Here is a 20,343-nt window from a genome sequence, read left to right as displayed (position 1 = left end):
GACCCCTCAGTCTATCGGCGGCTTATTCTGCCGCTTCGCGATGCACGTCCATTTCAGCAAGATACTTCTCGGCCTCCAGTGCCGCCATGCAACCCAGTCCGGCAGCGGTCACCGCCTGGCGATACACGTCGTCCGTCACATCGCCGGCGGCAAATACGCCGGGCACGTCCGTCTTGGTCGAATCCGGCGCGGTCCAGAGATAGCCGTTCGGCTTCTGCTTCAGCTTGCCGGCGAAAAGCTCGACCGCCGGCGCATGGCCGATCGCCACGAACACGCCATCGACCGGAAGCTCCGAAACCGTCCCGCTCTTGGCGTTCTTCAGACGAATACCGGTGACCGACGGCGGCAACGGCTTGTTGCCGGGCACGCCGGTGATCTCATCGACGATCGTATCCCAAAGCACCGTGACGTTTTCCTTCTTGAACAAACGCTCCTGAAGGATGCGCTCGGCCCGGAATTCGCCGCGGCGATGAATGACGGTGACGTGCCTGGCGAGGTTGGAGAGGTAAAGCGCCTCCTCCACGGCCGAGTTGCCGCCGCCGATCACCACCACCTCCTTGCCGCGATAGAAGAAGCCATCGCAGGTCGCACAGGCCGAGACGCCGAACCCCATGTAAGTCTGCTCGCTCGGGATGCCCAGCCACTTGGCCTGGGCACCGGTCGCGATGATCAATGCATCGCTGGTATACGTGACGCCGGAATCGCCTTTAAGCTGAAACGGCCGGCTCTGGATATCGACCTCGACGATCAGGTCGTGGATGATTTCGGTACCGACATGCTCGGCCTGCTTCGCCATCTGTTCCATCAGCCAGGGACCCTGGATCGGGTCGGCGAAACCGGGATAGTTTTCAACGTCGGTGGTGATCGTCAGCTGGCCGCCCTGCTGCATTCCGGCGACCAGGACCGGCTTCAGCATTGCGCGTGCCGCATAGATCGCGGCCGTGTACCCGGCCGGGCCGGAGCCGACAATGAGAACGGGCGCGTGTTTCACGGTCATAGGTGTTACCTTCTATGTCGGCCGGCACCAAAGATGCGCCGGGCGGATATGAATCCATTCCGCCGTAATTTAGGTGTTGCCAGACCCCTGATGCAAGGCGACGAATCGTTCCTCCCCGGAAAGCTTTGGCATTCCACCGCGGGTTTTGGCCCAATGCCATGAAATCCTTGTCAAGGCCGTGGCAGAACTTGGCCGAGCGGGCATCTTCCGATAGTTTAATTTCAAGCGAGCGACAGATTCTTGCGCCGCCGATGCCCGGAGTGAATTAAATGCCGCTGAAAGCAGACCTCGATTCCATCGACTGGAAGATATTGAGGGAACTGCAGGACGACGGCCGCATGACCAACGTCGAACTGTCAAAGCGGGTCGGCATCTCCGCACCACCGTGCCTGAGGCGCGTCAAACGGTTGGAAGACGCCGGCATCATCCGCGGCTACCGGGCATTGCTGAACAGCAAATCCCTGGGTTTCGATGTCGTCGCCTTTTGCCTTATCGGCCTGCATCACCAGCATGAGGTCGAGTTGAAGGCGTTTTCCGACCGCACCCGCAACTGGCCGATGGTGCGGCGCGCCTGGATGGTATCGGGCGAATCCGATTTCCTGCTGCATTGCGTGGCAAGCGACCTCGGGACATTCCAGAGCTTCGTCATCGAGGAACTGACCTCGACACCGAACGTCGACACGGTGCGTACGGCACTGACCATACGCCAGATCAAGGACGAAGGACTGGTTGCCATCGACGATCCCGCGTGAAGGCCGTTCGATGAACCGGTTCGAAAGGCCGATCTCGGCCTTCATCATCTGCAAGAACGAGGTCGCGGTGCTCGGCGATTGCATCGAGAGCCTCGATTTCTGCCGCGAGATCGTCATCGTCGATTCTGGTTCTACGGACGGCACCCTCGCCCTGATCGACGCATACATCGGCCAGGGCTACCCGATCCGGCTGATCTCGAACGAATGGCCGGGCTTTGCCAAGCAGAAGCAGTTTGCGCTCGAACAGTGCACCCAGCCCTGGTGTCTGAGCATGGATTCCGACGAGCGGCTGGACGATCGCATGAGGGCCACCCTTGCGGCGATGCCGTTCGAAGAGGCGAAGCTTTCGTCCTACGCGATCGTTCGCCGCGATTATCTGCCGGGCTACGGCTACCAGCCGTCATACGTGCACGCGAAGGCATTCCTCAGGCTGGTGCGCAAGGGAACAGCGCGGTTCGACGACAGCACGCTGGTTCACGAGGCGCTGATCGGAGAGGGACCGATACATACGATCCCCAAGGGCGCAATCCTGCATTTCCGAAATATGTCGATCAAGGAAGATGCGGCAAAAACAAGCTCCTACGCCGACCTGAAAGCCAAGGAGCAATTCGCGCGCGGTCGCCGGACAAATCCGATGCGGCTCTTTTTCAAGCCCATCGGCTGGTTCCTGAAGAGCTACGTCGCGCACCGCAATTTCCTATGCGGGGTGCCGGGTTTCATCTACGCGATGATGTTCGCGCACTACGCGTTCCTGGTGGAAGCAAAGCTCTACCGGCTGTCGCTTGGCGACAACGCGCCGCCGGAATAGCTTTCAGCCCTTCGACCACATCTTTTCATAGACGTCGCCGATGGCGCGTGCCTCGCGCTCCAGAGGAAACCGCTCAACGACGTCAGCAAGGCCTGCCTCGCCCTGTTTCCGGGCGAGGTCGGGATCGGCGAGGTAAGGCTTGATCGCTTCCCGCAGCGCATCGCCATCGCCTGCGGGAACCACAGCACCCGTCTTGCCCGGCACGATCAGTTCGGCATAGGCGCCCGCGTCGCTTGCCACGACGGCGGTGCGTGACGCCATCGCCTCGAGCGGCGTCAGCCCGAACCCTTCGTTGCGCGACGGCGCCACATAGAGCGATACGCGCCGGTACCAGACTTTGATATCCGGCACTTCACCGAGGAATACGATCCGTTCCGACAGCCCTGCCCGCTCGATCTTGGCCTTGAGTTCGTCGGCAAAGCCCCGATGCTCGGGCGTCACGCGACCGGTGATCACCGCCGTCCAGTCGGGAAACCGCGGCAAAAGCTCAACCATCGCCTCGACGAAGAGGTCCGTCCCCTTCTGGTGGCGGATACGGCCGAAACAGCCGATCGCGTAGCGGCCGGGCAAACCCGAATTCGCGAAATCGTCATCCTTCGTGCGCGGCGGATGAAATTCCCCAAGGTCGATGCCGTGCATGACGACGGTATGCGGCACTTCGAGGAAGCTGCCCGAGCGCCCGCTGGTCGCAATAATGGCGTCCATGCGGCGGATCAGCCATTTCGTGTAGGGTTTGTGATCGCGCTGCGCGGCGGAGGTGAAGAGCAGTTTCACCGGCGCACGGAAGATGTCCCGCAGCACGATGCCTGCCAGCATTTCCGGATTGCGCCGTGCATGCCAGATGCGGAAAGGCCGCTTCTTCGGGCGCTTCAGCAAGCCAAAAAGCTGCCGGAACCGGAGCTTCGGCAGCGTGTCCGGCAGGCCCGGCCCGATCGTGGCGATGCCGAGCGTCCGCATCTGCACCGGCACCAGATGGATGATCGTGCTGGTGACGCCGGAAAGCCGGCGCTTGAAATTCGGCGCGATCACCTCGATCGCGCCGATGTCAACATGTGTCGGATCAGCCGGCGCCGTTTTTCCGGTCATCGCCATCGGGCGGTGGCTTCAATTGGTCAGATGAACTGGACCCGGACGATTTCGTAGCCGCGGGCGCCGCCCGGCGCATTGACTTCAATCGTCTCGCCGACCTCCTTGCCGATCAGCGCGCGGGCGATCGGCGACGAGATCGAAATGCGACCGGATTTCACGTCGGCCTCCTGGTCGCCGACAATCTGGTAGGTCCGCTCTTCCTCGGTATCCTCGTCGACGACCACGACGGTCGCGCCGAACTTCACCTTGTCTCCGGAAAGCTTCGAAACGTCGATGATCTCCGCGCGGGCGACCAGATCCTCGAGTTCGTTGACACGGCCTTCGTTGAGGCTCTGCGCTTCCTTGGCGGCGTGATATTCGGCATTTTCGGAAAGATCGCCATGAGAGCGGGCTTCCGAAATGGCCTCGATGATGCGCGGACGCTCCTCCTGTTGGCGCCAGCGCAGCTCTTCCTTGAGCGACTGGAATCCTCCGGCGGTCATCGGGACCTTGTTCATGATATCTTCCTTCCTGCCGCGGACTCCCCGCGATCCTTTTCACATTCAAATTCACCGGTGAGACACAAAAAGAAAACGGTCCGGCAGCCTCGGCTAACGGAACCGTTTCACCTGAATTTCACCGAATATAACAACTCTTGTGTGATTTTCACGTCAAATTTTGCCGACGCAAGGGTAACCAGAGGGGCGACCCACCAGCCGGTTTCACCGGTTTGTGATTGCAGCGTCATCGGTCGACTGGAGCTTTTGCCCTATTTTCGATCGAGGCTTCCGACATCGCCCAAACGATAGGACAGACGATCATGCTCAACACCTCCGTCCGCGCCGCCGTGCTGCTGTCGACCGCCTCCTTCAGCGCTTCCCCCGCTTTTTCCGAAGGTCAGGTGTTCGACACCGAGGATATCAGGGTCGAGGCCGAGGTTTTGACAGATCAGCTCGAAAATCCTTGGGGGTTGGATTTCCTGCCCGGTGGCGACGTGATCGTGACGGAACGGCCGGGCCGCATAAGGCTTTTGTCCGGCGGCGAGCTTTCCGAGCCACTCGCCGGCGTTCCCGAAGTGGTGGCGCGCGGTCAAGGCGGACTTCTCGATATCATCGCCGCGCCGGATTTCGAGGAATCCGGGCTGATCTTCTTCAGTTTCTCGGAAGCGGGCCGGGGCGGCACCGGGACGGCGATCGCCAGTGCGAAGCTTGCCCGCGACGGCGCTCCCCGGCTCGAAGACGTCAAGGTCATCTTCTCGATGGCCAAGAAGTCCAGCACCAGCCGCCACTTCGGCTCGCGGCTGGTCTTCGCGCAGGATGGCACCTTGTTCTTCACCATCGGCGACCGTGGCGAAGGAAAACGCGCCCAGGACATGAACGATCATGCCGGGGCCGTCCTGCGCATCAACACGGACGGCTCCGTTCCCGCCGACAACCCTTCCCCTGACGGATCGAAGCATCTGCCGGAAATCTGGTCGAAAGGTCACCGCAATCCGCAGGGTATGACTTTCGATCCACTTGTCGGCAACCTGCTGACCGTCGAGCATGGTGCCAAGGGCGGAGACGAGATCAACAAGCCGGAAGCCGGCAAGAACTACGGCTGGCCGGAAATTTCGTATGGCGTCGACTATTCGGGCTCAAAGATCGGTGTGGGTACCGAGGCGCCGGGCTTCGAGCAGCCGCTCTACTACTGGGATCCGTCGATCGCGCCGTCCGGACTGGCGGCTTATCAGGGCGAAATGTTTCCCGAATGGAACGGCGATCTTCTGGTTGGCGCGCTGAAGTTCCAGTTGCTGGTCCGGCTCGACCGTGACGAGGCTGGGAAAATCAGCAGCGAAGAGCGCCTGTTCGACGGCGAATTCGGTCGTATCCGCGATATCAACGTCGCCCCCGATGGGTCGATCTGGCTGCTGACGGACGAGAATCCGGGAGCGATCGTCCGGCTTTCACGCGCGGACTGATGAAAAGCCCGGCGGTTCAGAACCGCCGGGCTCGCGCATATGATCCTGCGACGTGCAGGAAAATCAGCCCTTCACGTAGGCGTCGATCTGGCCAGCAAGTTCGGTGTATTCACTGCAACCCTTGCCGCAGCGCTTCTCGATCTCGCTAAGCTGTTCCTTCGCCGAGGCAACATCGCCGAGCTGAAGATGGGCCTCGCCCATATATTCGCGCACCAGCGTGTACTCCGGATTGTTGCGCAACGCCTCCTGATAGTAGCCGAGACCGACGAGCACGCGACCCTGCTTGCGGTGCGAATAGCCGAGGTAGTTGAGGATGCGTGGATCGGTCTTGTCCTTGGCCAGGCTCAACACTTCGATGGCTTCGCCGTAGCGGCCTTCCATGGCCAGCGAACGACCGGTCTCATAGATGCTGTCGTCATCCACCGCGCTGGTTTTCGGCACGCATTTCTTGGACTTCGTGTCATAGACCTTGCCCTTCGCACAGCTTGGCGCAGGGGCAGCGCCGCCGCCAGCGGAAAAAGCCGGCGCCACCAGCAAGGGCGCGGCAACAAGCATGGACGCCAGGCTGACTATCAATCGTGCTCGCATCAGAATTCCTCCAAGAGACTTGAGTACACTAACGGCTTTGAAAGCACGTTTCTTCCGGGAATTTTGTTTATCAGTCTGTAGTCTTTATCACATCGACGTGAGGCGGCTGGCACAAGATACGCCGCTTGCGGTGAGGATGAGAGGTGTTATGCAGCCTCAAACCTCTCATCAAGCAGCATAAACTCCTCACCAATTAGCATCATGACCCGAATTCAGGCCAATCTCGTTCTGCTCACCGTCGGCGCCTTGTGGGGCATGGGTTTCGTCGCGCAATCGACCGCCATGCAGGCGATCGGCCCGTTTCTCTTTGTCGGGCTGCGCTTCGGCATCGCCGGCATCTCGATGCTGCCTTTCGCCTGGCGCGAGGCGCGTCGCAGCGAAAAGTCGCTGTCCGTTGCACATTGGCGGGCGTTTATCTGGATCGGCATCCTGCTGTTCGGCGGCATGGCAGCGCAGCAGACCGGGCTGATGACCACGACCGTCACCAATTCGGGCTTCCTGACCGGCCTTTACGTGATCATGGTCCCGCTGCTTGCGGTCGTCCTTTTCCGCCAATGGCCGCATCCGGCGATCTGGCCGGCGGCCTTGCTGGCCTTGGCCGGCATCTGGTTCCTGTCCGGCGGCGAAATCACGACATTGACCACCGGCGACTGGCTCACTGTCCTGTGCGCCGCCTTTTGGGCATTGCAACTGATCTACATCGGCCGGCATGCCAACGACACGGGACGCCCGGTGACACTGGCGGTGGTCCAGTTCGCCGTTTGCAGCATCCTCGGATTGCTGATCGCCTTCACTTTCGAGAAAATCGACTGGAGCGCGGCGCGGATCGCGGCGCCGGAAATCCTCTTCACCGGCATCTTCTCCGGCGGCATCGCCTTTACCCTGCAGGCGGTCGGCCAACGCTACACCACCGCTTCGCAAGCAGCGATCTTCCTCGCTTCCGAGGCGATATTCGCCGCCATCTTCGGCATCCTGCTGCTCGGCGAGCAGCTGCCGGCGACAGGCTTCCTCGGTTGCGCGCTGATCTTCTCGGCGATCCTGATTGTGGAACTCGCACCGGCGTTTGGCCGCAAAAGCCCGGCTACGCCTTGAAGATCAGCGCCGCCCCTCCGGCGATCAGCGTGAAACCGAGGACGTGGTTCCAGGTGATGGCCTCCTTCAGGTAGAAGACCGAGAAAACCACGAAGACCGCCAGGGTTATAACCTCCTGCATCGTCTTCAGTTCGGCTGCCGAATAGACCTGATGGCCGATGCGGTTGGCGGGCACCGCCAGCCAATATTCGAAGAACGCGATTCCCCAGCTGAACATGACTGCGGCATAGAGCGGTGCCGCCTTGAACTTCAAATGCCCGTACCAGGCGAATGTCATGAAGACATTCGACATCACGAGCAGAATGACAGGAAGTACCTTCGGAGAGAGAAGCATTGCCATTTGGCGGGGATCCGGGCGAGAGGGTGGGCGCTGCATTTCATTCCCGCCGATTGTCCTGTCAATGCCAGCAGCTGGAAGCCGGAAGCTCTTCCCTCGATTTTTTCACCATTGCGTGCATTATGAGACGCGACAACACGCGCCCTCCCGGAGAATGTCCGTGCAGAAGCGTCTGGAAAAGGAATGGGATCTCGCCATCGATCCCGACACCGTTCGGTTCTTCATCCTGAAGGCCAAGGCGATCAGTGCCGCGGTCAATGAGGATTATGCCGACGGCAGCGAACACGAGGTCGAGCTCGACGGTCAGTCGCGCGATTCACATTTGCATGACGGACTGGCCGAAGAGGCCGAGGAAAACCTCACCGAGGAAGAACTTCGCGAGTTGATCAACGATCTGAACGTCGACGAAGCCGCCGAGCTGATCGCGCTCGCCTGGATCGGCCGCGGCGATTATGAGGCGGCGGAGTGGAACGAAGCGGTGAACGAGGCGCGCCAGCGCACCAACAAGCGGGTTTCCAAATATCTGATGGGCATGCCCATGCTCGGCGACTGGCTTGAAGAAGGCCTGGAAGCACTCGGTGCTTAGCCCGCGAGGATATCAACCGTAATCCATCGTGATGGCCGGCACAGTTGCCGCACCGGCGCGGCGCACCATTTCGAAGCAATGGGAACAACGCCGCCAGACCACTGTACCGGCCAGGGCCGCATCCGTACCGTGATCATTCTTGCGGCGGTTTTCGCCGCCGGCACCGCGCTTGGCGAGACGTTGCCTGCAAAGGCGCCAAAGCCCGTGCCGCGAGATCCCGCGCAACAGACCGCCCCAGCCAAACCCGCCGATACGCCCCTGCCCGATCCGCGTCCCGCGGTCGTCGAGTCCGGGCCAGAATCGCCACCTGCAAAAATCGACGAAAAGCCTTCGCCGAGGCAGCAGCCCGAACAGCCGGCGGAGGTCGACGAAAAGCCGACACCGCGCCCGCAAACCGGGAAGCCGCACTCGGAAACCGACGACGAAAAGAAAACCGATTCGACGCCGCCAGTGCTCGAATCCCCGCCACGTCCGGAAACATCGCCGGAGCAGGAGGCGGCTTGCCGCAAGCGGCTCACCGCCCTGGGCGCCAAGTTCGAAGAACGCCCGCCGCTTACCGATCCAAGCGGGTGTTCCCTGCCCCGTCCGCTTTCACTGACCGCTCTCAGCGGCAGCATCGACGTCCAGCCCGAAGCACTGGTGAATTGCGCGACTGCCGAGGCGGTCGCCAAGTTCTCGGCCGACGTCGTATCGAAGCTCGCCAAGCAGGAGCTGGGTTCCGAGCTCAAGTCGATCCAGCAGGCCTCCGGTTACGTCTGCCGCCCGCGCAACGGCACCAGCAAATTGTCGGAACATGCCTTCGGCAATGCGTTCGACATCGCGAGCTTCACACTCGTGGATGGGACGGTGGTCGAGGTAACCGCCACCCGCAACCCCAAACAGTCTCAGTTCCTCTCGAAGGTGCGCACCGCAGCCTGCGGCCCGTTCAAGACAGTGCTCGGTCCCGGCAGCGACGCGGACCATGCGACGCATTTCCATCTCGACCTCGCAAAGCGCCGCAACGGCTCGACCTTCTGCCAATAAAGAGCGGCTTCGCCGGATTCCCGCCACAGGCGTAAACGCCGCTGCTGAGTTTTCCTTTACCCTTCGCACCTATCCTGGTGTCCGGGGACAGGACGCCGATCAATGCTGTCAGAATTTCGCAAGGCCGTTGCCGTCTGTTCGACGGTAATCGACGCACAACGAATGCGCGTCGCGGTCGGCGTCGCCCTCGCCGGCGCGATCCTGGCTTCGGCCTGCTCGACAGAAGCTGTCCTGCGCCCGGATGTCGATGTCGGTGTCCAGACTTCAGCCCTATCGCCCACCGACTTGCCGGTGGCGGAACAATCGCAGCCGGAATTTGCCTCGCCACAGGTCGCGGCCATGCCGGATTATGCTTCCGAGCCGGATCTTGTGTCACGACAGCCACGCAGCCTTTCCGAACAGGCGGAAGACTTGGAGGGCCAAGGACAGACCAGTCCCGACCTTTCCCAGCAGGCAGACCTGATGGTCGAGGAGCCGGCAACTGAACCCGTCTATGGCACGGAGAGCGATGAGCCTGCGCCGCAAAACGACATCATTGCAGAGCCGGAGGCTCTGCCTGAAACGCGTGTCGCAGCAGCCAATCCCGGTCCCGGATTGCAGCGCCTGGTGCCGTCGAACCCCTATCTGACCGGTTATCCGCGCCTTGAGGCGCCTCGGGAGCCTCGCGCTTCGTCGCCGCAAGCCATGCCCGCCGACGAGGTGGCCTGCCGCCGCGAACTGAAACGCCTCGGCGTGAAATATCGCGATCTGGCGCCCATCCACGAGAGCAAGTCCTGTCGCATAGACCACCCCGTATCCGTGTCGGGCCTGTCGGGCGGCATCAAGATGAAACCCGCAGCGACATTGAATTGCGAGATGGCGGTCACCTTCGCGCGCTGGACGAAAAAGGAACTGGCTCCAGCCTCCCGCTACCGCTACCTGTCCGGCGTCAAGACGATCCACCAAGGGTCGAGCTATTCGTGCCGCAGGATAAACGGCACCCATACGTCATCGGAGCATTCGCGCGGCAACGCACTCGATGTCATGCGGATCGAGCTCGACAACGGCCGCGATATCGACGTCAAGAAACCCGGCTGGTTCGCATTTCGTCAACGAGGGTTCCTCAACACCGTCCGCGCCGATGGCTGCGAATACTTCACCACCGTGCTTGGTCCCGGTTACAATTACGACCACCGCAACCATTTCCATTTCGACATCAAGCCGCGAAAGAACGGTTATCGCGCCTGCCGGTGAGGCGACCATCCGCCGGACCTTTGCCTTGAGAGGCTGCGATTGTGTAATCTGTCCTCATGCAGGACGGGGCCGACCACAGCCAGATTCATAAACGCCGACGGTTGAGATCAACCGCTCGCTGGTTGGCGTTGCTTACCGTTTTCTACCTCGCCGTCGCCTATGCGCTTTTGCCAATGCTATGGACCTGGCGGGACGACGATGAATCCCCCGCATCGACCTACATGCTGACGGTCACGCCGCAAGGGATACCCGGCGACCCGATCAATGTCGGGCTTATTGGCTCGAAGGAAAATGTCCTGCGCGCCTTTGCGGCAGCGAAATGGGATCCGGCGGATGCGATCACCTTGCGCAGCAGCATCGAGATCGGCGCCAGTGTCGTTCTCGATCGCCCCTATCCGGATGCGCCCGTTAGCACGCTGCTCTATGAAGGCCGCCGCCAGGACCTTGCGTTCGAGAAGCCGATCGGAAAAAGCGCCGACCAGCGGCATCACATCCGTTTGTGGCTGACCTCGGCTGATGCCGAGGACGGCAAACCGAGATGGCTCGGCTCGGCAAGTTTCGATCGTGGCGTCGGCCTGAGCCACGATACCGGCCAGATCACCCACCACATCGGTCCGGACGTCGACGCCGAACGCGACACCGTCATCCTCGACCTCTCGAATGCAGGGATGCTGTCGCGGCAGTACCAGATTCCGGGAAGAGGTCCGACAACCAGCGGGCGCAATGGCGGAGGCGACCCTTATTTCACCGATGGAATGGTGACGGTTGGCGTTCTTGCCCCGTAGCGCGACAATCCTTGGAACCCGGCCAGCCAGCAATCGGTTCTCATTTTCCACGTTGGCCCTTCAATTGTGGCAGGGCGCAATGCTAAGGGTTGCGGCATGCTTTATGTCGAGATTGCCACGGTCGTCGTCCTGATCCTCGTCAACGGCCTGCTTGCCCTGTCGGAACTGGCGATCGTTTCGTCCCGCCCCGCCCGCCTCAAGGCGATGATCGACCGTGATATCAAGGGCGCCGGGCGGGCACTGGCGCTCGGCGCCAATCCCGGCAAATTCCTATCCAGCGTCCAGATCGGCATTACCCTGGTGGGTGTTCTGTCCGGTGCCTTCTCCGGCGCGACGCTCGGTGAGCGGCTGTCGCATCTGCTTGTCGACTACGGAATTCGCGATGGCATCGCCGATGCGCTCGGCGTCGGCATCGTGGTGGCCGTGATCACATATGCTTCGCTGATCATCGGCGAGCTTGTACCCAAGCAGATCGCCCTGCGTAATCCTGAGGGCGTTGCCGTCAAGGTGGCGCCGGCAATGACCATCCTCGCCAAGGTGGCGGCACCACTGGTCTGGCTGCTCGATATTTCCGGCCGGGGCGTCCTGCGCCTGCTTGGCCAGAAGGAGGAAAGCGAGGAAAAAGTCACGGACGAGGAGATCAAGATGCTGGTCGCGGAGGCCGAGCATCACGGTACCATCGAATCCGACGAGCGGCGCATGATTGCCGGCGTCATGCGGCTCGGCGACCGGGCCGTGCGTGCCCTGATGACACCGCGCACCGATGTCGACTGGATAAACCTGCAATCGGATGAACAGACGACACGCAAGACGCTGATGGAAACACAGCACTCGCGCCTGCCGGCCGGCGACGGCAGCGTCGACGCGATGATCGGCGTCATCCAGACCCGGGAAGTGCTGGCGGCGATGCTCGCGGGCCAGAAATTCGATCCGTCGCGCCATGTGCGCACGGCACCCATCGTCCACGACCAGGCCGATGCGCTCGACGTGCTGACCACCTTGAAGGAATCCGACATTCCGGTCGCGCTGGTCCATGACGAGTACGGACATTTCGAAGGCATCGTGACGCCCGCCGATATTCTGGAAGCGATCACCGGGGTGTTCCGCGCCGATATCGAGGCGGGCGACCAGGAAATCGTCAAACGCGAGGACGGCTCATGGCTGCTCCCGGGCTTCCTGCCGGCAGACGAGCTGGCCGACCACCTGAACTTCATGCTGCCCGAAAACCGCGACTACGAAACCCTTGCCGGTTTCATCCTTTCGCAGATGCATCGCTTGCCCGCGACGGGCGAATGGGTCGACGCGCATGGCTGGCGCTTCGAAGTCGTCGATCTCGACGGACGCCGCATCGACAAGGTCCTCGCCAGCCGCCTGCCTGGAGCACGGCGCGAAGTACGCCGGTAAATCACGAAACAAGCGCATGAGAAGCGCCGCGAACGGCGCTTCTCATGCCAATAGCTGTTGGAATCAGGCGGCCTTTATATCGGCTGTTTGCGCTTCGGCGGCGCGGGCTGTTTTCAGCGCCTTCGTCCACCAGACAAGCTGATCGAGCATGTCGCTGGCTGCCTGGTTGAGGTGGGCGAACTCGCTGAGTTTCTTGCCTTCGCTCTTGGCGGCAAGCATGTCCGGCCAGAGGATATGAACGCCGGCGCGGATGGGCGCCATCTGCAACTCGACGGCGTGGAGCCGCAGCTGTTCGACAGCACGGGCGCCGCCGACGCCACCATAGCCGAGGAAAGCGACGGCCTTGTTGTTCCATTCGTTGTAGGCGTAATCGAGCGCGTTCTTCAGAACGCCCGTCGGCCCGCGATTGTACTCAGCGGCCAGAACGATGTAGCCGTCGAGTTCGGCGATCTTTTTCTGCCACTTCTGCGCAACCTCGTTTTTGGTTGGCGTGTAGGCGAGCCCGCCAACTTCGTCGAAGAAAGGCATCGGGTAGTCACGCAGATCGAGCACCTCGACATCGACGTCGCCTCGCGCTTTGGCAATGTCGCGGATCCATTCTGCGGGCTGGTCGGCAAAACGCCCTGCACGTGTGCTGCCGATTATGATACCTATCTTTGGCTTGGCCATCATTCTCTCCTTTGGAAACTCTGGTATCTTTTGGATACCAGAGCTATATAGGAGAGTGAAAAAGCGACGCGCAAGGAGGCACTTTTTTGAAACCTGCTCTCCATCATGAAAGCGAGGACTGCCGGGCGGTCAGCGATATCCTGGGCCGTGTCGGCGACAAATGGACCGTGCTCGTCGTCGGCTACCTGAGTGCCGGCCCGATGCGTTTCAGCGAACTCAAGCGAGGCATTGGCGGCATCTCGCAGAAAATGCTGACCATCACGCTACGCGGCCTGGAACGCGACGGTTTCGTCACCCGTACGGTGTTCCCCAGTATTCCGCCAAGGGTAGATTATGAATTGACCGATCTCGGACGCGAATTGCGCGTTCCGGTAAACGCGCTTGGCGAATGGGCCCGGGTGAACATCGCGCGGGTTAAGGAAGCCCGTGCGCGATTCGATTCCGCACTGCCGAACCAAGTCGCACCATTGCCTCCCGCGACTTCACGTCATCCGACCGCGCGCTAATTTGACGCCTGGTTTGCCCGCCGTCGACGCGCGACGGCGGGGCACCACTTTGGATCACCACGGACGATACCATCCCTCCAGAACTGTCTGGTTGTCGCGATGATTTCCGCCCAGAGTGGCTGCGTAGTAGGCAACGGCTGCGCCTATCGCCAGCGCAGCGGCAGTGAGGAACGCTGCGATCACAGATGCGTGTCGAGCACGCTCGGCTGCTTCTCGAGCCTGCGCCTCGATTGCGCGTGCCTGCTCTACCAACTGGTCGACACGGGTGGCTGCCTCTTCCGGCGGAATACCAGTCCGCGAGGCTATCGTAGCCACCAAATAATCCCGGTCGGCCGAATCGATCTGATCGCCGGTGGCAGCGGCGAGAAGAATACGCCCGATCGCCTGGCGATCCGCCTCAGTCACCGCTGGAGCGTCGGGCCGCCCACGAAGTGTTCGGTCCACGAGCAAAGCCGAGGGATCCATAGCGTCTACAGCCTGGCCGGCCGCGGACGCCGCGGCGGTCGCAGTTTGGCCCGCAACATTCGCCGCCCCCATCACGCCTGACAGTGCAATGCAAGCCGCCACGAGAGTTGCAAGGCCCCACATGACAAGCCCGTTGGAGCCATCGCGAATGTCCGATTCCGCTTCGGTTGCATCGCCTACCCGGCGACGCATGCGGCCGGTCAGATAACCACCGCAAAGCGATGCAGTAATTTGTACCCAAAGGACCCAAAGGCCACCGACGACAGAGATCCAGAACAACGACGTGGATTCACCTTCGCGCGCCGAAGTCATGGACAGACCTATCGCCGAGCCGAAGGTCAGCAGCACGAAAGAAATTGCACTGGCTACAACGACGCCGGCCAGGATTGCAGGCCAATCAATATAAGAAGCTCCGGTGTCGCGCGCATCGGCTTCTTGGACGACGAGGGTCTCGCGACCAACTGTTTCTGAAATCGTCATGTCATCCTCCGATCAGCGCAGGCCGAGCGCGGACAATATGAACAGAATGACAACAACGAGACCGACGAGATAGATGATACCGTGCATTGCATAGTCCTCCATTAGGTCTCTGATAACAGACTCATGGAGACATTGTTCCGCCGCAATTCGACCGCGTCCCGTCTGGCTGAATGAGTTTGTTTTTTCGCTGTGGAGCAGAAAAATCGCTTGCGGCGCGACCAACCGCTCTGCGCGGCCGGGCGAAGGGCAACTCCCACGCTGAATGGGCTACGATTCCTGGCGTCCAACACGACTACCAGGCTCGGGCAAAAACTATTTCTCTTCCGGGACCGGCTTGGGTTTCCCATCCTGGTCGAGCGCGACCATGACGAAGTCGGCGTCGGTAACCTTTTCCATCAGGTCGGACAGATAGCGCTGCGCCCACGCCTCGACCTTCAGTGTCATGGACGTGCGGCCGACCCGGTTCACATGCGTGTAGATGCAGAGCGTGTCGCCGATCTTCATCGGCTTGGCGAAGGACATTTCCTTGACCGCCGCGGTGACGACGCGTCCCTTGGCGCGCTCGGCGGCACGAATGCCGCAGGCCAGATCCATCTGCGCCATAACCCAGCCGCCAAAAATATCGCCGGCCGCGTTGGCATCGGACGGCATGGCCAGCGTCCTCAGAGTCAACTCACCCGTCGGCCTGCCTTCGGCGTAGTGAACCATCCGAACCCTCTCGATCAATTCTACAGGACATGGATGGCAGCAACAGACTGCGACGGCAAGGCGATGGCCGACGGATAACGACGCTTACCCGCAAGCACGGTCGCTTTTTTCACAAGCCATGCCGGAAGGTCCGGTGACGGGCCATCGGCGCCACGTCTAGTGTGGGCCAAATTCCGGAGCCGCCACCACCACTATGCAGACCTATGACTTCATCATCGTCGGCTCCGGTTCGGCCGGTTCGGTCGTGGCGGAAAAACTGTCGGCTTCCGGACGATTCTCCGTGCTGGTGCTCGAGGCCGGCGGCAGCGACATGCGCTTCTACGTGCAGATGCCGCTCGGCTACGGCAAGACCTTCTTCGATCCGGCGGTAAACTGGAACTACAAGACCGAGCCCGATCCCGGCCTCGCCGGCAATGCCGATCACTGGCCGCGCGGCAAGATCCTGGGCGGCTCCAGTTCCATCAACGCCATGGTCTGGATCAGGGGCGCGCGCGAGGACTTTGACGCCTGGTCGGCAGCCGGCAATCCCGGCTGGGGTTTCGACGATCTCCTGCCCGCCTTTAAGGCACTGGAGGACAACCAGGCTGGCGCGAACGAATGGCGGGGCACCGGCGGCCCGTTGCACGTAACCACCTGCGAACAAGCCGTCCATCCGCTGACGAAACGTTATCTGGCTGCCTCGCAACAGGCTGGCCTGTCCCTCAATCCGGACTTCAACGGCGAGCGACAGGAAGGTGTCGGCGTCTACCAGATCTCAACGAAGAATGGCCGCCGTATGTCGGCGGCCCGGGCCTTCCTGCGACCGGCCATGCGGCGGAAAAACGTCCGCGTGGTGACGAACGCGCTGGCAACCAGAATCCTGTTCGAGGGCAGTCGCGCCGTCGGCGTCGAATATGAACAGAATGGCCAAAAGGAAAGCGTCCGCGCGGCCCGCGAGGTTATTATCAGCGGTGGCTCGGTTAATTCGCCGCAACTGCTGCAGCTATCCGGCATCGGTCCAGCCAAGTTGCTTAAAGACCTCGGCATTCCGATCGTCAAAGCCAACGACAATGTCGGCGCCAACCTGCAAGACCATATCGGCATCAACTACACTTTCAAAGGGCGCGAGCCGACACTGAACCAGATCCTGCGCCCCTGGTGGGGCAAGCTGGCGGTCGGCATCCAGTATCTGCTGCTGCGCTCCGGCCCGCTGTCGCTGTCGATGAACAATGCCGGCGGTTTCTTCCGCACCAGCCCCGGCATGGCGCGTCCCAACATGCAGCTCTATTTCCAGGCCTTCTCGACGGTCATCCCGAAGAGCGGCGAGCGGCCCATCCTCACGCCCGACCCATGGCCGGGCTTTTCCATCGGCCTCTCCAACTGCCGGCCGTCGAGCCGCGGCGAGATCATGATCCGCTCCAGCAATCCGCGCGACTATCCGAAGATCGTCGCCAATGCCTTGTCCACGGACGAGGATGTGGTCGAGATGCTGGACGCCGTGAAGTTCGTGCGCAGGATCGCGTCGATGCCGGCCATGGCCGACATCATCGAGGAAGAGGTTCTGCCTGGCCCGTCAATCACTTCGGACGCGGAACTGATTCAGGATTTCAGGAAGCGCTCGGGGACGGTCTATCATCCCGTCTCCACCTGCCGCATGGGACCGGACCCTTCGCATTCCGTCGTCGATCCGCGCCTCAGGGTGCACGGCATCGCCGGCCTGCGCGTCATCGACGCATCGATCTTTCCCGATAATATTACCGGCAACACCAACGCTGCCTCGATCATGACCGGATGGAAGGGCGCGGACCTGATTCTGGAGGACCACTGATGAAAATCACCGACGTCAGGACATTCGTGGTCGGCAATCCGCCGCCCGGCATTGGCGGCAAGTATTTCATCTTCGTCAAGCTGACGACTGACGGCGGCGTGGTCGGCTATGGCGAGGCCTACAACGCCACGTTTTCCGCTCACGTCACCGCGCGCATGATCGAGGACATGGCCGAACGCTACCTCGTCGGCCGGGATCCCCATGATATCGAGACGTTTTTCCGCCGCGCCTATTCTTCCGGCTTCACGCAGCGGCCCGACGTCTCCGGCATGGGCTGCTTCTCGGCATTGGAAATGGCCTGCTGGGACATCATCGGCAAGGAAGCCAACAAGCCGATCTACAAACTGCTTGGCGGCCAGGTGCACGAGACGCTGCGTTCCTACACCTACCTCTACCCGCACACCGGCAGCGTCCACAGCGAGGATGCCCAGGGCAGAAACGTCTACAACGACCCCGACCTCGCCGCCGCCTGCGCGCTTGAATATGTCGAGCAGGGCTTCAACGCGGTGAAACTCGACCCAGCCGGGCCTTACACCGCGTTCGATGGCCATCAGCCGCGTTTGATTGACATCGATCTGTCGGCGCGCATGGTCAGGGCGATCCGCGAGGCGGTCGGCAACCGCGCCGACATCCTGTTCGGCACCCACGGCCAGTTCACCGCGTCGGGCGCGCTCAGGATGGCGCGCGCCATCGAACCTTACGACCCACTCTGGTTCGAGGAGCCGGTGCCGCCGGACATGCCCGAAGTGATGGCGCAGGTGGCACGCGGCACCTCGATCCCGATCGCCACCGGCGAACGGCTGACGACAAAATTCGAGTTCGCCCGCGTCATAGAGAACCGGGCAGCCACCATCCTGCAGCCCGATCTCGGTCGCTCCGGCGGCATCCTCGAAACCAAGAAGATCGCGGCGATGGCCGAGGCCTACCACATCCAGATCGCGCCGCACTGCTATTGCGGACCGATCGTCGGCGCCGCCAACATCCAGCTTGCCGCGACACTGCCCAACTTCCTCATCCTGGAATCGTTGAAGCAGTGGGACGGCTTCCACGCAAAGCTGCTGAAGAAGAAGATCGAGTGGCAGGACGGCAACGTCATTCCTTCCACCGAACCGGGCCTCGGCGTCGAACTCGACGAGGCGGTTTGCGAAGCGCATCCCTATGACGGCAAGGAACTTCATTTGCAGATGATGCAGACGCCGCTGATGCCGTGAGCGCGGGAATATTGCCTTAGCCAGAACCGATCTGCGGGCAGATTAGCGAATAATTTCAGCTTGTTGAGATGCGTCGATGAATCCATCGCACAACACGTTGATTCAATTTATGAGCCTGTTGAATCAGTTTGCGAGGTAGCGCGCGAGTTCCGGGCATGAGCGGCGGCAACTGCCCCCGCAAAAAGCGGCTCTGTTCGATTTAGCGCCCGGTTCAACTCTTCGTGGAATCGGATAGTATCGCGGGCGGCAACGGAGGGGATTTCCGAAATGACGCTGATCCAGAAGCTGGCGATTTTTTACGCGCTGATATTTTTCGCCGTTGTCGGGATCTGCTTCGTGCCGGCATTCATGGACGAAAGGGGCTACACCTTCGGCCTGTTCTCACTGCAATGGTACGACCACCTGCTGCACGCCTTCTCGGGTGTCTGGGCAGGCATCGCCGCCTTCGTCTCGCATCGCCAGTCGGTGCTCTATTTCAAGCTGTTCGGCGCGATCTATCTGTTCGACGGCGTGCTCGGCCTGCTCACCGGTGAAGGCTGTCTCGACGCAGGCATCTTCATCAACGGGTTCCGGCCACTGACCGACATCGACCTGCCGACGCGCTTCTTCGCCAACGCGCCGCATCTGGCGATCGGCGGCTTCGCGGTGTTCGTCGGCTTCTGGCTGTCGAAGCGGGTCTCCGCGTCGCTCGCGCCGGCCTGAGCACCGATGTCTGTCCTGCGGCTCTTGCGGCGTATTATCCGCTGGTTCGTCATTCTCGTCGTCGTGATCCTGGCGATCCCGGTCCTCGGGCTTGCCTACGGGTTCCTGACGACGGATTCGCTCGACGCCACACCGTTGCCGGGCACAGCCGAAGGCGCGCCGCCGCAAGCCGTGGCTGATCAATTGCGGGGCGAGATACCCGGCTACAAACGGCCTGAGGAGTCCACCTACCTCACCTATCCCGAATGGGCGATCGTCTATGCGGCGCGCGAATATGCCGGCTTCGTCGAGGAGGAGCGCGAAAGCCAGTTCCCCTATTGGGCCTATATCGGCCGTTTCTGGCAGGACTACGCGACGATGATCCGCGCCACCTCCGACGCACCATTCAACTTCGCCAACCACCAGATGATCGCGGTCATCGGCACCAGCCATACGATCGAACACGTCATCCAGTGGGCTTATGAAAACACCGTCGGTCGCATCACCGAATGGACCTCGCGCCAACGCATCGGTGTCGACATCTACCAGGCGAACGTCGCCGCCGAATATGCGGCCTTTCTCGACCAGGTGCCCTGGTATCAGTTTCCCTATGCCGAAAAACGCGCCGGCCTGATGGCCGTGGTGCGCGCGCCCGGCGAGGACCAGGTGCGCACCAGCGAACGCAAGCTCGCCTTCGGCCTCGCCTATTGGATCAAGCAGGGCTACGCGAACGCGATCAAATCGGCGCTCGCCGCGACATCGGACCCGGCTTTCCTCGATATCCATGTCTGGGCGAAAGGCCCGGTGGCGCAGGCGATCGCCGGAGAACCCGATACAACGCTGGAGAAGGATTTCGGCGCCGATGGCGCCGTCTTCGTGACCAAGCGTTATCAGGTATTCACCGACATGATCCCGCGCCTCATCGCCAAGGGTGTGCGTTTCGTCGAAATCGGCGGCAACGACGAGATCCTGCTGACGGTCCTGTCGAACGACGCCATCGAGCCGCCGGCCGGCACAAGACTGCTGTTCGGCTACCAGCTTCCCGCCGATCCGGCGGTGCGCCGCAGCGGCCTGACAGTCGCCGTGCGTCAGCTCCATATGGTCCTTCCGGCGCTTGCCGGGCAGGCGCGCCTCGAACACGTTTACGATTATTAGGCGATCGCTTTGTGGTCCGAACGTCGGC

Annotated in this window: 21 protein-coding genes and 1 pseudogene; 14 read left to right on the top strand and 8 right to left on the bottom strand. The window is 61.5% G+C overall.

Going from position 1 to position 20,343, the window contains the following annotated elements:
• Positions 1-22 precede the first annotated feature (22 nt).
• Positions 23-997 carry a thioredoxin-disulfide reductase gene (gene trxB, locus OHD58_RS24155; protein ID WP_263806151.1) on the bottom strand — a complete coding sequence of 325 codons (975 nt, stop codon included), beginning with the start codon at positions 995-997 and terminating at the stop codon, positions 23-25.
• A gap of 269 nt (positions 998-1,266) precedes the next feature.
• Here trxB and OHD58_RS24150 point away from each other — a divergent pair, with 269 nt between their 5' ends.
• Together OHD58_RS24150 and OHD58_RS24145 are read left to right on the top strand one after the other, a co-directional pair.
• Positions 1,267-1,749: an Lrp/AsnC family transcriptional regulator gene (locus OHD58_RS24150; protein WP_263806149.1), complete on the top strand. Its 483-nt coding sequence runs from the start codon at positions 1,267-1,269 to the stop codon at positions 1,747-1,749.
• Between the two features lie 10 nt (positions 1,750-1,759).
• On the top strand, positions 1,760-2,557 hold the full coding sequence (locus OHD58_RS24145; protein WP_263806148.1) for a glycosyltransferase family 2 protein: 798 nt from the start codon (positions 1,760-1,762) through the stop codon (positions 2,555-2,557).
• A 3-nt stretch (positions 2,558-2,560) separates the two neighbouring features.
• On the opposite strand, the gene OHD58_RS24140 is transcribed toward OHD58_RS24145, so the two are convergent.
• Together OHD58_RS24140 and greA are read right to left on the bottom strand one after the other, a co-directional pair.
• A complete protein-coding gene (locus OHD58_RS24140; RefSeq protein WP_263806341.1) occupies positions 2,561-3,643 on the bottom strand; it encodes a glycosyltransferase family 4 protein in 1,083 nt (360 codons plus the stop codon).
• Positions 3,644-3,669: 26 nt separating this feature from the next.
• Positions 3,670-4,143 (bottom strand): transcription elongation factor GreA, encoded by a 474-nt coding sequence (greA, locus tag OHD58_RS24135; protein ID WP_263806147.1) that lies wholly within the window; start codon positions 4,141-4,143, stop codon positions 3,670-3,672.
• A 302-nt stretch (positions 4,144-4,445) separates the two neighbouring features.
• Here greA and OHD58_RS24130 point away from each other — a divergent pair, with 302 nt between their 5' ends.
• Positions 4,446-5,585 carry a PQQ-dependent sugar dehydrogenase gene (locus OHD58_RS24130; protein ID WP_263806146.1) on the top strand — a complete coding sequence of 380 codons (1,140 nt, stop codon included), beginning with the start codon at positions 4,446-4,448 and terminating at the stop codon, positions 5,583-5,585.
• A 63-nt stretch (positions 5,586-5,648) separates the two neighbouring features.
• Here the strand turns inward: OHD58_RS24130 and OHD58_RS24125 are convergent, their stop codons facing one another.
• Positions 5,649-6,173, bottom strand: a complete 525-nt coding sequence (locus OHD58_RS24125; RefSeq protein WP_263806145.1) for a tetratricopeptide repeat protein — start codon at positions 6,171-6,173, stop codon at positions 5,649-5,651.
• A 201-nt stretch (positions 6,174-6,374) separates the two neighbouring features.
• On the opposite strand from OHD58_RS24125, the gene OHD58_RS24120 reads away from it, so the two are divergent.
• Positions 6,375-7,265 carry a DMT family transporter gene (locus OHD58_RS24120; RefSeq protein WP_263806143.1) on the top strand — a complete coding sequence of 297 codons (891 nt, stop codon included), beginning with the start codon at positions 6,375-6,377 and terminating at the stop codon, positions 7,263-7,265.
• Here OHD58_RS24120 and OHD58_RS24115 read toward each other — a convergent pair.
• A complete protein-coding gene (locus tag OHD58_RS24115; RefSeq protein ID WP_263806141.1) occupies positions 7,255-7,605 on the bottom strand; it encodes a DMT family protein in 351 nt (116 codons plus the stop codon). The genes OHD58_RS24120 and OHD58_RS24115 overlap by 11 nt on opposite strands.
• A 157-nt stretch (positions 7,606-7,762) precedes the next feature.
• Here OHD58_RS24115 and OHD58_RS24110 point away from each other — a divergent pair, with 157 nt between their 5' ends.
• From OHD58_RS24110 to OHD58_RS24090, 5 genes and pseudogenes are all read left to right on the top strand, one after another.
• Positions 7,763-8,188, top strand: a complete 426-nt coding sequence (locus OHD58_RS24110; RefSeq protein ID WP_263806140.1) for a DUF3775 domain-containing protein — start codon at positions 7,763-7,765, stop codon at positions 8,186-8,188.
• 78 nt (positions 8,189-8,266) lie between these two features.
• Entirely contained in the window at positions 8,267-9,211 is a 945-nt protein-coding gene (locus OHD58_RS24105; RefSeq protein WP_263806139.1) for an extensin family protein, read from the top strand.
• A 519-nt stretch (positions 9,212-9,730) separates the two neighbouring features.
• Positions 9,731-10,444: pseudogene (locus OHD58_RS24100) on the top strand (extensin family protein); the annotation flags it as partial.
• Positions 10,445-10,527: 83 nt separating this feature from the next.
• Complete coding sequence (locus OHD58_RS24095; protein ID WP_412177287.1) at positions 10,528-11,229, top strand: LssY C-terminal domain-containing protein; 702 nt, start codon at positions 10,528-10,530, stop codon at positions 11,227-11,229.
• 96 nt (positions 11,230-11,325) lie between these two features.
• The gene (locus OHD58_RS24090) at positions 11,326-12,633 is read left to right on the top strand and encodes a hemolysin family protein (protein ID WP_263806138.1); all 1,308 of its coding nucleotides are present in this window, start codon (positions 11,326-11,328) and stop codon (positions 12,631-12,633) included.
• A 63-nt stretch (positions 12,634-12,696) separates the two neighbouring features.
• On the opposite strand, the gene OHD58_RS24085 is transcribed toward OHD58_RS24090, so the two are convergent.
• Entirely contained in the window at positions 12,697-13,302 is a 606-nt protein-coding gene (locus OHD58_RS24085) for an NADPH-dependent FMN reductase (protein WP_263806136.1), read from the bottom strand.
• 86 nt (positions 13,303-13,388) lie between these two features.
• On the opposite strand from OHD58_RS24085, the gene OHD58_RS24080 reads away from it, so the two are divergent.
• Positions 13,389-13,808, top strand: coding sequence for a winged helix-turn-helix transcriptional regulator (locus OHD58_RS24080; protein ID WP_263806135.1), 420 nt, complete (start codon positions 13,389-13,391; stop codon positions 13,806-13,808).
• A 54-nt stretch (positions 13,809-13,862) separates the two neighbouring features.
• Here OHD58_RS24080 and OHD58_RS24075 read toward each other — a convergent pair whose 3' ends face one another.
• Together OHD58_RS24075 and OHD58_RS24070 are read right to left on the bottom strand one after the other, a co-directional pair.
• The gene (locus OHD58_RS24075; RefSeq protein ID WP_263806134.1) at positions 13,863-14,753 is read right to left on the bottom strand and encodes a hypothetical protein; all 891 of its coding nucleotides are present in this window, start codon (positions 14,751-14,753) and stop codon (positions 13,863-13,865) included.
• Positions 14,754-15,065: 312 nt separating this feature from the next.
• Entirely contained in the window at positions 15,066-15,461 is a 396-nt protein-coding gene (locus OHD58_RS24070; RefSeq protein WP_263806133.1) for an acyl-CoA thioesterase, read from the bottom strand.
• 193 nt (positions 15,462-15,654) lie between these two features.
• Between OHD58_RS24070 and OHD58_RS24065 the strand changes: the two genes are divergently transcribed.
• From OHD58_RS24065 to OHD58_RS24050, 4 genes are all read left to right on the top strand, one after another.
• Positions 15,655-17,268, top strand: coding sequence for a GMC family oxidoreductase (locus OHD58_RS24065; RefSeq protein WP_263806132.1), 1,614 nt, complete (start codon positions 15,655-15,657; stop codon positions 17,266-17,268).
• The gene (locus OHD58_RS24060) at positions 17,268-18,479 is read left to right on the top strand and encodes a mandelate racemase/muconate lactonizing enzyme family protein (RefSeq protein ID WP_263806131.1); all 1,212 of its coding nucleotides are present in this window, start codon (positions 17,268-17,270) and stop codon (positions 18,477-18,479) included. The genes OHD58_RS24065 and OHD58_RS24060 overlap by 1 nt, the downstream gene beginning before the upstream one ends.
• 267 nt (positions 18,480-18,746) lie before the next feature.
• Complete coding sequence (locus OHD58_RS24055; RefSeq protein WP_263806129.1) at positions 18,747-19,181, top strand: hypothetical protein; 435 nt, start codon at positions 18,747-18,749, stop codon at positions 19,179-19,181.
• 6 nt (positions 19,182-19,187) lie between these two features.
• Positions 19,188-20,315, top strand: coding sequence for a hypothetical protein (locus OHD58_RS24050; RefSeq protein ID WP_263806128.1), 1,128 nt, complete (start codon positions 19,188-19,190; stop codon positions 20,313-20,315).
• The last annotated feature ends 28 nt before the right edge of the window (positions 20,316-20,343 follow it).

Origin of the sequence: Mesorhizobium sp. ZC-5 (assembly GCF_025753855.1) — a bacterium.
Classification (GTDB): domain Bacteria; phylum Pseudomonadota; class Alphaproteobacteria; order Rhizobiales; family Rhizobiaceae; genus Neomesorhizobium.
Note: the sequence above shows the minus strand (reverse complement) of the source record. Positions and strands in the feature narration are given on the sequence as shown.